Source organism: Pseudomonas sp. G166 (genome assembly GCF_037027455.2).
Classification (GTDB): domain Bacteria; phylum Pseudomonadota; class Gammaproteobacteria; order Pseudomonadales; family Pseudomonadaceae; genus Aquipseudomonas.
In genome coordinates this window covers 308611-320479 of sequence record NZ_CP146985.1, presented here as the reverse complement: position 1 = coordinate 320479, position 11869 = coordinate 308611, and the positions used below count along the sequence as shown (strand labels likewise).

The window sequence follows — 11869 nt, the reverse complement described above, 5'->3', positions numbered from 1 at the left end:
GCAGGCTCGCGATGAACACGACTCGGGGCCTGAGGTTTACTCAGGGATACGCAACACCTGTCCTGGATAGATCTTGTCCGGGTGCGACAGCATCGGCTTGTTGGCTTCGAAAATCTTGTTGTACTTGTTCGCGTCGCCATACTCGGCCTTGGAGATGGCGCTGAGTGTATCGCCCTTCTTCACAGTCACGAAACGCGCGGCCTTTGCCACCGGACCGGTCACCGTAATCTGATCGTCAACACTGCCTACGCCTGCAATGTTGCCCACCGCCAGCAGGATTTTTTCCTTCTCCTCCTGGCTTGCAACTTCACCGGTAACGGTGACCTTATCGCCCTCGATGGTCGCTTGAACATTCGGATTACCCAGGCCCACCTTGCTGATGTGTTCCTTCAACTGCTCACTGGCATTGGCGTTACCGGGGGTTAGCAGGTCGATAATTTTTTCGCCTGCTTCCTTCACAAAGCTAAAAAGACTCATGGTGCACGCTCCTTGGGTTAAATGTCCTGACGCAAAAGACTAGACCAGGCCGGGTGTAGCCGGTTCCCGACCGACCAATGACCCCGCCGCGCGCAAGCGCTAGAATCCGAACCTTCCCGCGCCTTGGAGCGAAGATGGACATCAAGCAGCTGAAATTTCTCATCGCGCTCGACGAAACCCGTCACTTCGGCCAGGCCGCCGCACGCTGCCATATTACCCAGCCGACCCTGTCGATGCGCCTGCGTAGCCTTGAGGAGGAACTCGACCTGCCGCTGGTCAACCGTGGCCAACGCTTTGAAGGCTTTACCGCGCCGGGGGAACGGGTGCTGGCCTGGGCGCGCACAGTATTGGCGGCTTATGACGGTCTGCAGGCCGAAGCGGCGGCCTGTCGTGGCAACCTGGTGGGTACGCTGCGCCTGGGCGTGGTGCCCTTGTCGGACTTCGACCCGCTGTCGATGATGCAACGCTTGCACACCGAGCACCCTCGCCTGCGTTTTGAACTGTCGTCCTTGAGCTCCGAGCACATCCTCGAACAATTGGCGAACAACCGTATCGACCTGGGCATTTCCTACCTAGAACGCCTGGACAACGAGCGTTTCGAGGCCCTGCCTTTCAGCCACACGCGCATGGGCCTGCTTTACGACCAGCGTTTTTTCTTTTTCGGTGAACAACCACTGAGCTGGGAAGCGCTGATCGAACTGCCCCTGGGCATGCTCACCAGCGGCATGCATTTTCGTCAATCCATCGACCACAACTTCCACAGCAGGGGGCTCACACCTCAACCGTTGTTGCAAACCGACGCGGTGCACCAGTTGCTACAAGCCGTGCACGGCGGCTTGTGCTGTGCGGTGATGCCTCTGGACAGCGGTCTGAATGTCCTGACCGAAGACCTGCGCATCCAGCCCATCGAAAGCGCGCAGACATTAGTCCCGCTGGGGCTGATCATGCGGCGCGGCGCCCCGCGCTCGGCCTTGGCGGAGGCTTGTTTTGCCCTTTATCAGAAATCAGCGACAGTATCTTGATCGACGTCATCTATTGAGAGATCAGTAATAGCGATTAGACGTGGCAGATTGCCGCATTTAGTCTTAACACTATTCCTACTTTCAGTGATGCCTATGAACGACAAGCCTCCGGTCTGTCCAGCGCCTGCAGTGGAAACATCCGCGCCGGCCGCCAGCCAGAGCTATCGCTACTGCAATCTGGACCGCTCCCAATCGGACAGCACCGCGCTGGCCGAGGAAGTGGCGCTGGCGATTGCCTATAACGGCATCAGCCAGGCCGTCATGTTGGTCACGCCCACAGACCTTGAAGACTTCATCGTCGGCTTCAGCCTCGGCAGCGGCATCATCGAAGACTCATCGGACATCTATGACCTGCAGCTGAGCGGCGCAGGTTCTGCGCACTATGCCCAGGTGACCATCGCCAACCGCGCCTTCTGGAACCTCAAGCAGCAACGCCGACAGTTGGCCGGCACCAGCGGCTGTGGGCTCTGTGGGGTGGAAGCGGTGGAGCAGGCGCTGCCAGATCTCAAGGTGCTACCCGGCGCACCGCTGCCACCGGCGCAATGGCTCGATGGCCTGCGCCAACGCATCGGCCAATTCCAACCGCTGGGCCAGCACTGCGGCGCGGTACACGCGGCATTGTTCATGGACGCCCAGGGCCAATTGCTGTTGGGCCGCGAAGACATTGGCCGGCACAACGCCCTCGACAAGCTGATCGGCGCGCTGATCCGGCAACAGATCCCGGTGGCCGGTGGCGCGGCGATCGTCACCAGTCGCTGCAGTCTCGAGCTGATCCAGAAAGTGTTGCGCGCCGGTATCCAAACCCTCGTCAGCCTGTCCTCGCCCACGGGCCTTGCCGTGCAGTGGGCCCGCCAACACAACCTCAATCTCATCCACCTGCCGCAAAAAAGTGCGCCGCGGGTCTACAGCCCTGCGATGGAGAATCAAGCGTGAGCAATCATCAACAAGCCGACCAGAAACCCGTACCGCGCTACAAGCCCTACAAGGGCCCGGCCGGTGGTTGGGGCGCACTGATCAGCGTCGCCCAGGCCTGGCTGACCAGCGACAATGCGCTGAAAAACATCCGCATGATGCTCAAGACCAACCAGAACGGTGGCTTCGACTGCCCAGGCTGCGCCTGGGGTGACTCGCCGGAAAGCGGCATGGTCAAGTTCTGCGAGAACGGCGCCAAGGCAGTGAACTGGGAAGCGACCAAGCGCCGCGTCGATGGTGCGTTTTTCGCCAAACATAGCGTGACCTCGCTGCTGGAGCAGAGCGACTATTGGCTCGAATACCAAGGTCGCCTGACCGAACCGATGAGCTACGACGCCGAAACCGACCGCTACAAACCCATCAGTTGGGAAGCGGCGTTTGCCTTGATCGGCAAGCACCTGCAGGGGCTCTCCAGCCCGAACCAGGCCGAGTTCTACACCTCGGGCCGGGCCAGCAACGAAGCCGCCTACCTGTATCAACTGTTCGTGCGCGCCTACGGCACCAACAACTTCCCCGACTGCTCGAACATGTGCCACGAAGCCAGTGGCGTCGCGCTGTCCCAGAGCGTTGGCGTGGGCAAGGGCACGGTGACCTTCGACGACTTCGAACACGCCGACGCGATTTTCGTCTGGGGCCAGAACCCTGGCACCAACCATCCCCGGATGCTCGAACCGCTGCGCGAGGCGGTCAAGCGCGGCGCCCAAGTGGTGTGCATCAACCCGCTCAAGGAGCGTGGCCTGGAGCGTTTCCAGCACCCGCAGCACCCGCTCGAAATGCTCACCAACGGTGATAAACCAACCAACACCGCGTATTTCCGCCCGGCCTTGGGTGGCGACATGGCGATATTGCGTGGCATGGCGAAGTTCCTGCTGCAATGGGAACGTGAAGCGCAGAACACCGGCGCTGCGGCAGTCTTCGACCACGCATTCCTCAACGAACACAGCACCAATGTGCTGGATTACCTGGCCGTGGTCGACGACACCCCTTGGGAGCAGATCGTCGAGCAATCGGGGCTGCCCCTGGTCGAGATCGAGCAAGCGGCGCGCATGTACGCCAAAAGCAAGAACGTGATCATGTGTTGGGCGATGGGCATCACCCAGCATCGCCATTCAGTGGCGACCATCCAGGAAATCGCCAACCTGATGATGCTGCGCGGCAACATCGGCCGCCCAGGCGCAGGCCTGTGCCCGGTACGTGGCCACAGCAACGTGCAGGGCGACCGGACCATGGGCATCAACGAGCGCCCGCCGGCGGTGTTTCTCGATGCGCTGGAACGACGCTTCCAGTTCAAGGTGCCACGCGAGAACGGCCACAACGTGGTCGAGGCGATCCACGCCATGGCCGACGGCCAGGCGAAGGTCTTCATTGGCCTGGGCGGCAACTTCGCCCAAGCCACACCAGACAGCCAGCGGACCTTCCAGGCCCTGGCCAATTGCGACCTGACCGTGCAGATCAGCACCAAGCTCAACCGTAGCCACCTGGCCCACGGTAAGGAGGCACTGATCCTGCCGTGCCTGGGGCGTACCGACATCGACTTGCAAACCGAAGGCGCGCAAGCGGTGACCGTCGAAGACTCCTTCAGCATGGTCCACGCCTCCATGGGCCAGTTGCAACCGCTGTCCAACCAGATGCGCTCCGAGCCATGGATCATCGCCGGCATCGCCGCCGCCACGCTGGGCAGTCGCCCGGTGGACTGGAACTGGCTGGTGGCCGACTACAGCCGCATCCGCGACCTGATCGCCGACACGGTCCCGGGATTCAAGGACTTCAACGAAAAGCTCCAGAACCCCGGCGGTTTCTACCTAGGCAACAGCGCCGGTGCGCGGCGCTGGGCCACCGCGTCGGGTCGCGCCAACTTCAAACCCAACCTGTTGCCGACAGACCTGGTGCATGAGCGCACTCGCGCCACCGGCCAATTGCCCGACCTGATCATGCAGTCCATGCGCTCCCATGATCAGTACAACACCACTATCTATGGCCTCGATGACCGCTATCGCGGTGTGAAGGGCCAACGTGATGTGTTGTTCGTCAATGAAGCGGACATCATTCGCCTGGGCTTCAAGCCGGGCCAGAAGGCCGACATCGTCTCGCTCTGGGATGACGGCCGCGAGCGGCGGGTCAAAGGCTTTACCCTGCTGGCGTTCGACATTCCAGCGGGGCAGGCTGCCGCCTACTACCCTGAAGTGAACCCTTTGGTGCCACTGGAAAGCACCGGCGACGGCAGTCACACGCCAACGTCGAAATTCGTGGCGATCCGCCTGGAAGCAGCGAGCGAGAACGGGTTGATCCTGGCCAAGTCGGCCTGACACGACCTTGCCTGGATCATGGTTGACCTGTGGCGAGGGGATTTATCCCCTCCCCACAAAGTATTTTCTAGCGCCCACAAAAAAGGCCGTTTTCCATAGAAAACGGCCTGTCCGAAGTAGCTACAGACCGGTCAATTTGTCTTAAGTTCCACCCAAAAAACAATAACTTAGAGAATTGTGCACAAGTCGTGTTACTCGTCGGATTTCGATTGTAACCAAGCGAAGCCAGCCTCAGGATCGCGCCGTCATCCCTTTGAGGCTCCTCTATGAAGTTCTCCTCCATTCTCTTGTTGTCCCTTGGCCTGATCAGTGGCGTCGCTTCTGCTGGCGGCACTGCCGAAGCAGGTGTTGGCGGCGCATTGGGCGGGGTTTTGGGTTCGGTCGTCGGCCAGTCCCTGGGCGGCAACACCGGCTCCACCATCGGCGCAGCCCTGGGCGGCGCGGGTGGTAGCGCAGTTGGTGCAGACAAACATAGCCGCGGTGAAGCCGCGATCGGCGGTGCGCTGGGCGCAGCCGGCGGTAACGTGGTTGGCCGCAGCGTGGGCGGCAGCACGGGTAGCCTGATCGGTGCAGCAGCCGGCGGTGGTGCTGGTGGCGCGCTGGGTAACTACATGGGCAAGGACGATGACGACGACCGTTATGAAGGTCGCCGTGGTGATCGTCGCTACTATCGCGACGGCCACCCAGGTCGCGGCCATGCCTATGGGCATCGCAAGCATAAACATCGCTATCGCGACTAATCGCTGGTTTTAACTATCAGCGATTAAAAGATCGCAGCGTGCGGCAGCTCTTCCCAGAGCCTGACCGCAGGCTGCGATTTTTCGTTTCAGACCACCAACCGCTCCAGGGCCCCACGTAGCCGGTCCGGAATCGCCACTGGTCGATTCGACGCCCGCTCCACGAATACATGGACAAAGCGCCCCGCGGCACAAGCCTCCTCCTCCCCGGCCTTGAATACCGCCAGTTCGTATTGCACCGAGCTGCTGCCCAGCTTGGCGACTCGCAGACCGATTTCAATCCGGTCAGGAAAGGCAATCGACGCAAAATAGTCGCAGGCCGAACTCACCACGAACCCCACCACGTCTCCATCATGGATATCCAGGCCACCGACCTCGATCAGGTAGGTGTTCACCGCCGTATCGAAAAAGCTGTAATAGGTGACGTTGTTGACGTGACCGTACACATCGTTGTCATGCCAGCGCGTGGTGATGGGTTGCAAGTGGGGGTATTCGGTACGTTGGGGCATCAGAAGTCCTTTACGGTCGCTCTATGGTCTTGATGTGGCGAGGGCCTAGGCCTGTGCGAAGCCCTTACCCTGCGCGGCCAACTCGCCGATCAGGCGCGCGGGTTTCCATTGGTCACCCTGCTTCGTTTCGAGCTCCAGCAGGCGTGCGTGGATGTCTTCGAGCCCCTGCCCGTCGGCCCAGGCCATCGGGCCGCCCTTGTCCGCAGGAAACCCGTAGCCATTGAGGTAGACCAGGTCGATATCGTGAGCCGACTCGGCAATGCCTTCCTGCAGGATCTTCGCGCCTTCGTTGACCAGCGCCAGCAAGCAACGTTCGAGAATTTCCTCAGGCCCGATCTCGCGGCGCTGAAAGCCCAGCGCTTCGCTGACCTGCTGCACCAGCGCATCGACCTCGACATCATGCTCCGCTTGCCGGCTGCCGGGCGCGTAATGATAGTAGCCGTTGCCGCTTTTCTGACCGAACCGCCCCAGTGCGCACAACCGGTTATCCACTTGCACCTCTGGCGCATCCTGGCCTTTGCCCGCCAGCTCACGGGCGCGCCACTCCAGGTCGATCCCGACCACGTCATACATGCGAAACGGCCCCATGGCAAAACCGAAGCCCTGCAAGGCCGTATCCACCTGATGGGGAAATGCCCCCTCCAGCAACATCTTGCGAGCCTCCAGCACATAAGGGTGGAGCATTCGGTTGCCGATAAAGCCATGGCAATTGCCCGACACCACGCTGACCTTGCCCATGCGCTTGCCCAATACCAGGGCCGCATCCAGCACCGCTTTGGAAGTTTGCGCGCCGCGAACGATTTCCAGCAGTTTCATGATGTGCGCTGGGCTGAAGAAATGCAGGCCCAACACCTGGGTTGGCCGGCGGGTGGCGGCGGCGATGGCATCGATGTCCAGCGCCGAAGTGTTGCTCGCCAGGATGGCCTCGGGCTTGAGCAGACCGTCCAACTCGCGAAAGATTCTTTGCTTGAGCTCCAGGTTTTCGTAGACCGCTTCGATCACCAGGTCCACATTGCGGATCGCCGCGTAATCGTCTGCCCGCGTCACCCGTGCAATCCGGGCGTCGGCTTCACCCTGATCGATTCGCCCTTGGCGCACGTTGTGGGCATAGGTCTCGGCCACGGCCACCAGTGCCTGTTCGAGCATCTGCGGGTTGTTGTCGACCCACTGCACTGTCACTCCCGCATTGGCCAGGCACATCACGATGCCCCGCCCCATGGTGCCTGCACCGACCACGGCGGCGCGCTGAATATCGAAGGGTGTCTGGCTCATGTTTGCTCTCTTGTTGGCGATCCAAAGACAGCCTTCACCTTAGTCAGCAGCCGGTTATTTTTGAAATTTATTCGTGTGATGCAGGGCATTCATCGGATGGATGCAGCTCACAAATGCGCCTGAGTCCACTGGCGCACTTCAGCGTACGGATACTCCTCCAGCGCGGCATATCCCCTGATCGTCCGCGCTTTCAGTTTGGTAAACAGCGGCACACTGATCCCGCACAGAAATCGGGTCAGCCGCTCTGCGGAGGGCACGCTGCCGGTATGCTGCTCATGCCTGTGGATAAAGTCGCCGCTCAATGCCTCGAAGCTTTTATCCACAAGCGCGGGCAAAGAAGGTGGCTCCGGCAGGTGTGTGACATGTCCATGGCACACCGAGCAATGACCGCACTGCCTGGGCGCATTCTCATCCCCGAAATACTGCGCCAAGCGATAACCGAGGCAACGGTCAGTGGCGAACAACTCAAGCATGGCGTGAATGCGCGCGATTTCAGCGCGCTCGTGGCGGGTGAAATGAGCATATAGCTCGGCCCCCAGGACCTGCGCATCAAGGTCTGTCTCCAGCACGCTGTACACTTCGGTCATCTGCTTGCTCTCCAGCTCGATCCAGCCCTTTTCCTGGAAATAGTCCAGCGCCTTGACCACCCGATCACGCTCGGCGTGATACTGCTGGTACATCCCGTCGAAATTCACCGTGGCCCAGCTCCGGGCGCGACTGGAGGTCTGGATGATGGCCGAAACGAAATCCCGGCGCTCACCTTCGAAGCGCTCCAGCAGCGTGTGCGGCTCGGCCAGGAACTTGAAGCGGTACTCGGCGAAATAGGCATAACGCGGTGCGATCAGCCGACGCAGCTCCAACTGGACCAGCAGCGTCTTGAGCGGCAGTTGCCGGATATTGCTCTGGTCTGCCAGCGGGCCCAACAAAAACTCCCATTGCCCATCGGGGGCGGCGACCTTCAGCTCATCGAGTACGCAACGAATGCCCTCCAGCTCCGGGGTATCGCCATACACAAAGTTTTCCAGCACGTTGAGGCTGTCGCGGTTAGCCAATACCAGGCAATCGGACGGCTGCCCGTCTCGCCCGGCCCGACCGATCTCCTGACTGTAGTTTTCAATGGACTTGGGTAGGTCGAAATGCACCACGTTGCGGATATCGCTCTTGTCGATGCCCATGCCAAAGGCAATGGTCGCGACGATGCAATTGGACTGCCCGCCCATGAAACGTCGCTGGATGGCTTCGCGCTGCTCATGGGGCAAACCGGCGTGATAGGCCTCGGCCTCGATACCGTGCCGGTCCAGATGCTCGGCAATCTGCTCGGCGGTTCTCTGCTGGGTGACGTAGACGATGCTCGGTTGCCCAGCACGCTCACCCAGCCATTGCACCAGTCGCCCGCGCTTGTCCGTACCCAGCACCGGCTCGACCAGCAAATTGAGGTTGGGCCGGTAGAAACCGGTTGTCACGACATCGGCGGCGGCGATGGCGAACTTCGCCTGCATGTCGGCGATGACCTTGGGAGTCGCGGTGGCCGTCAGCAGCAACACCTGGGGGATGTTGAACTGATGTTGATAATCGGGAAGCTTGAGGTAGTCGGGTCGGAAGTTATGCCCCCATTCGGAGATACAGTGAGCTTCGTCCACCACCAGCAGCGAGATCTGCACCTGCTGCAGGAAATTGCGAAAGCGCTCGTTCTTCAGCCGCTCCACCGAAATCATCAGGATCTTCAACTCGCCCGAACGGGCTCGGGCCATGGCATCGTTGGCTTCGTCACTGCTCTGGGCCGAATCGATACTGGCCGACGCGATGCCGTGGCGCTGCAGAAACGCCAACTGGTCCTGCATCAGCGCCAGCAGTGGCGAGACCACCAGGGTCAGGTGCGGCAATAGCAAAGCCGGTAATTGATAGCACAGGGACTTGCCGGACCCGGTGGGAAAAATGGCCGCCGCCGACCGACCGGCCAATACGGCGCCGATGGCCGCTTCCTGGCCGGGACGAAACTGTGGATAACCGAAAACCTGTTCCAGGGTGCTGTGCATGTGCGGTCGCTCCTTTGACTGCTGCGCAGCCCAAAGCCTAGCGGGGCAGCGCAGCGAGTCGAGAAAAGGTCGGGGTAAAAAACGCTACCGGATGATACAGCCTCAGCCCCCTTTGGCTTTGCCATGAGGTGATACAAATCCAGGCACTTTGATGCCTCGTTCCCACTTCGTTTGCCGGGTAAGGTGCGCCGTCGATTCATGCGTTACACCGAGGCTTAGGAAGCCGGGGCCTAATACTTTGTTCAAGGAACGAACCATGCCACACCCATTTTCCGTACTACGCGCCCTGACGATAACGTCAGCCTCTCTATTGGCCGGTTGTTTGACCGTGCCTGAACAACCCGACATTGAAGCAGCCTCGTTCGAAACCCCGGAGTACCACGCCCAGCAAGGCTTCGCCGTCGTCAAGGCGTCGGCGTTATACGCGCGTGGCGGCACTGGTCAGGACGTGACCGTGGCGCTGATCGATTCTGGGCTCAACGCCAATCTGAAGGAGTTCGAAGGCAGGCTGGGTGACCCCGGATTCGACTACGTCGAAAACCGCCCGGGAACGCTGGACCGTGTCGGCCATGGCACGCAAATGGCCGGCATACTCGCCGCCAACAAGGACGATCAGGGCATGCATGGCATCGCGTTCAACGCGCGGTTGCTCCCCTTTCGTTTTGGTGACGACAACGAGCCGTTTTTCTTCGACAGCGAAATCGCCAACTCCTGGCAAAGCGCTTTCGACAAGGGCGCGCGCCTGCTCAACAACTCATGGGCCAACGCCATCCCCGCCACCGAAATCAACGAGGCGCGTTACAACCAGGTGATGCCCAACGCCTTGGCCGTTGCTCGAAAACTGGTGTCGGATGGCGCGGTGTTTATCTTCCCCACCGGCAACGAACTCAGACGCGAGCCCTTGGCCGAACCTGGATTGCCAGCGGCAATGCCTGAATTGGAGAAAGGCTGGATCGCTGTGGTTGCATTGAAAAACGACGGCAGCGCCATCAATGGAAAATCCAACTATTGCGGCATAGCAGCCGCCTGGTGCATGGCCGTTCCCGGCGGCGATGGCGGTGCCCAGGCAGGCCTGCTCACGGTGGGCAAGGATGGCCGTTACGTGCAAACCGCCGGCACCTCTCCCGCCGCAGCCTTGGTCAGTGGTGCACTGGCGGCGCTGCAAAGCCTTTACCCACAATTCAGCCCGCAGCAAGTGCGTGAACACTTACTGGCGACAACCAACCGCACGGGTATCTACGCCAATAGCGAAGCCTACGGCAGAGGGCTGATGGACCTTGAGGCAGCCTCACGACGCGCTCCTGGGCAAATGACTGACTGATGGTTCATGTGCAGGATTTCGTGGCAGCCTAATAAGCTGCCATCTACTACTCAATTGTGGGAAGTGACCTACCGTTTCTGAAGCAGCCTTTACCGCGTACTTGTAGGACCCACCTGATAGTTGCTCGGAGAATGGGGATAGGTAACAACATCCAAGAGAGATCATTAATCCACGCGTCAGACATCGGTAAATGCCCTACATAACCTGTCCCTCCAGATCATATTGCGGCGCCTGGAAAGAGCTCTTTATAGTCCGCGGTGCGATTCGAAAAATCGTACTGAAGAGGCTCAAATGCACACAGAGAATCCGTCCACCGACCGATACCAGCGGCTCAACAGCACACCGATCCTGGCCATCGACACCGAAGCCGACCTCCACGACCTTTGCGACGCCGCCGCCCAACGCATCCGCGCCTCCAGCGACCTGCTCGAAACGCTTCACTGCTTATGCTTCAAGCACGCTGATGTGAAAGACATCCCCAGCATTGTCCATGCGCTTTATCTGTTGACTCAGGATGGTAGCGAGCTGTTGGAGGTAGTGCGGCAGCGGTTGCGTTGAGGGTCGGAGCTGAATGTTGAGGTCAGTCGTAAGACGTTAAATAAAGATCCAGTCCTTGATTGAACTCGCCTAGATGTTTTCCGCGTTTGTTGTACTTTTTCCATAGTGGCAGTTTTTGATCGAGCACGAACAAGGTCAGGAAAAGCCCGCAGAACGCCTTTGGGAGTTGGGTGATATCTTTGCTTTTTCCAATGAACAACGCTTTCACCCTAGACTTCCCACCGCTACAGCCCCCCTTTTACTCCGGACATTTCACCATGCACCTCGCGCCCGACTTCCCCGACGACCATGCCATGCGCCAGCTCATGGAACTGCTTCACGAAGAAATCGGCCTGCCGGAGCGCAAGACCATTCGCCTGGACACGGCGATCAATCTCGATCTTGGCTGCGATGGCGCGGACGCTCGACATCTGATGGAAGCATTGGAGGAGCGGTTCGCCATCGACCTCATCGACTACGACGCCTACCGCTACTTTCAACCGGAAGGATTTGATGTGTTTCAAAAGCGCAGGGCCAAGGGCCGTGGGAACAAGATGCCGCTGACCATCGGCATGCTCTACAAGGCCATCAAGGCACAACGATGGGATACGCGGGAAGTGGAAGAGGCCTAGTTGATCGAGGCGTCTTAAGTGGCATTATTCTGGCTGTTTGGCTTTATT

12 protein-coding genes are annotated in these 11869 nt (G+C 59.9%); 7 read left to right on the top strand and 5 right to left on the bottom strand.

All coding sequences use genetic code 11. The features are described 5' to 3' along the window. Positions 1–36: 36 nt before the first annotated feature. Entirely contained in the window at positions 37–477 is a 441-nt protein-coding gene (lysM, locus tag SGN16_RS01395; RefSeq protein ID WP_335943710.1) for a peptidoglycan-binding protein LysM, read from the bottom strand. Positions 478–611: 134 nt separating this feature from the next. On the opposite strand from lysM, the gene SGN16_RS01390 reads away from it, so the two are divergent. From SGN16_RS01390 to SGN16_RS01375, 4 genes are all read left to right on the top strand, one after another. Next, positions 612–1499 (top strand): LysR family transcriptional regulator, encoded by an 888-nt coding sequence (locus SGN16_RS01390; protein WP_210642370.1) that lies wholly within the window; start codon positions 612–614, stop codon positions 1497–1499. Between the two features lie 93 nt (positions 1500–1592). After that, entirely contained in the window at positions 1593–2432 is an 840-nt protein-coding gene (gene fdhD, locus SGN16_RS01385; protein ID WP_335943709.1) for a formate dehydrogenase accessory sulfurtransferase FdhD, read from the top strand. Further along, positions 2429–4777, top strand: coding sequence for an FdhF/YdeP family oxidoreductase (locus SGN16_RS01380; RefSeq protein WP_210642368.1), 2349 nt, complete (start codon positions 2429–2431; stop codon positions 4775–4777). The genes fdhD and SGN16_RS01380 overlap by 4 nt, the downstream gene beginning before the upstream one ends. Before the next feature lie 266 nt (positions 4778–5043). Continuing rightward, the gene (locus SGN16_RS01375; RefSeq protein WP_210642367.1) at positions 5044–5517 is read left to right on the top strand and encodes a glycine zipper domain-containing protein; all 474 of its coding nucleotides are present in this window, start codon (positions 5044–5046) and stop codon (positions 5515–5517) included. Positions 5518–5603: 86 nt separating this feature from the next. On the opposite strand, the gene SGN16_RS01370 is transcribed toward SGN16_RS01375, so the two are convergent. From SGN16_RS01370 to SGN16_RS01360, 3 genes are all read right to left on the bottom strand, one after another. Next, positions 5604–6023 carry a thioesterase family protein gene (locus SGN16_RS01370; protein WP_210642366.1) on the bottom strand — a complete coding sequence of 140 codons (420 nt, stop codon included), beginning with the start codon at positions 6021–6023 and terminating at the stop codon, positions 5604–5606. A gap of 45 nt (positions 6024–6068) precedes the next feature. Next, positions 6069–7295 carry a 3-hydroxyacyl-CoA dehydrogenase NAD-binding domain-containing protein gene (locus tag SGN16_RS01365; RefSeq protein ID WP_335943708.1) on the bottom strand — a complete coding sequence of 409 codons (1227 nt, stop codon included), beginning with the start codon at positions 7293–7295 and terminating at the stop codon, positions 6069–6071. Between the two features lie 107 nt (positions 7296–7402). Next, entirely contained in the window at positions 7403–9331 is a 1929-nt protein-coding gene (locus SGN16_RS01360) for an ATP-dependent DNA helicase RecQ (protein WP_335943707.1), read from the bottom strand. A 256-nt stretch (positions 9332–9587) separates the two neighbouring features. On the opposite strand from SGN16_RS01360, the gene SGN16_RS01355 reads away from it, so the two are divergent. Together SGN16_RS01355 and SGN16_RS01350 are read left to right on the top strand one after the other, a co-directional pair. Next, positions 9588–10652, top strand: coding sequence for a S8 family peptidase (locus SGN16_RS01355; protein WP_335943706.1), 1065 nt, complete (start codon positions 9588–9590; stop codon positions 10650–10652). 291 nt (positions 10653–10943) lie between these two features. Continuing rightward, positions 10944–11210: a hypothetical protein gene (locus SGN16_RS01350; RefSeq protein WP_210642362.1), complete on the top strand. Its 267-nt coding sequence runs from the start codon at positions 10944–10946 to the stop codon at positions 11208–11210. Between the two features lie 22 nt (positions 11211–11232). Here the strand turns inward: SGN16_RS01350 and SGN16_RS01345 are convergent, their stop codons facing one another. Beyond that, positions 11233–11418 (bottom strand): hypothetical protein, encoded by a 186-nt coding sequence (locus SGN16_RS01345; protein WP_210645476.1) that lies wholly within the window; start codon positions 11416–11418, stop codon positions 11233–11235. Between the two features lie 49 nt (positions 11419–11467). Between SGN16_RS01345 and SGN16_RS01340 the strand changes: the two genes are divergently transcribed. Beyond that, complete coding sequence (locus SGN16_RS01340; protein WP_210642361.1) at positions 11468–11821, top strand: DUF1493 family protein; 354 nt, start codon at positions 11468–11470, stop codon at positions 11819–11821. Positions 11822–11869 lie beyond the last annotated feature (48 nt).

What these genes read in the sequence shown, in the direction of transcription:
- fdhD (WP_335943709.1), top strand. Translation starts at nt 1,593, where the DNA reads ATGAACGACAAGCCTCCGGTCTGTCCAGCGCCTGCAGTGGAAACATCC.
- SGN16_RS01360 (WP_335943707.1), bottom strand. Translation starts at nt 9,331, where the DNA reads ATGCACAGCACCCTGGAACAGGTTTTCGGTTATCCACAGTTTCGTCCC.
- SGN16_RS01340 (WP_210642361.1), top strand. Translation starts at nt 11,468, where the DNA reads ATGCACCTCGCGCCCGACTTCCCCGACGACCATGCCATGCGCCAGCTC.
- SGN16_RS01375 (WP_210642367.1), top strand. Translation starts at nt 5,044, where the DNA reads ATGAAGTTCTCCTCCATTCTCTTGTTGTCCCTTGGCCTGATCAGTGGC.
- lysM (WP_335943710.1), bottom strand. Translation starts at nt 477, where the DNA reads ATGAGTCTTTTTAGCTTTGTGAAGGAAGCAGGCGAAAAAATTATCGAC.
- SGN16_RS01350 (WP_210642362.1), top strand. Translation starts at nt 10,944, where the DNA reads ATGCACACAGAGAATCCGTCCACCGACCGATACCAGCGGCTCAACAGC.
- SGN16_RS01355 (WP_335943706.1), top strand. Translation starts at nt 9,588, where the DNA reads ATGCCACACCCATTTTCCGTACTACGCGCCCTGACGATAACGTCAGCC.
- SGN16_RS01365 (WP_335943708.1), bottom strand. Translation starts at nt 7,295, where the DNA reads ATGAGCCAGACACCCTTCGATATTCAGCGCGCCGCCGTGGTCGGTGCA.
- SGN16_RS01370 (WP_210642366.1), bottom strand. Translation starts at nt 6,023, where the DNA reads ATGCCCCAACGTACCGAATACCCCCACTTGCAACCCATCACCACGCGC.
- SGN16_RS01390 (WP_210642370.1), top strand. Translation starts at nt 612, where the DNA reads ATGGACATCAAGCAGCTGAAATTTCTCATCGCGCTCGACGAAACCCGT.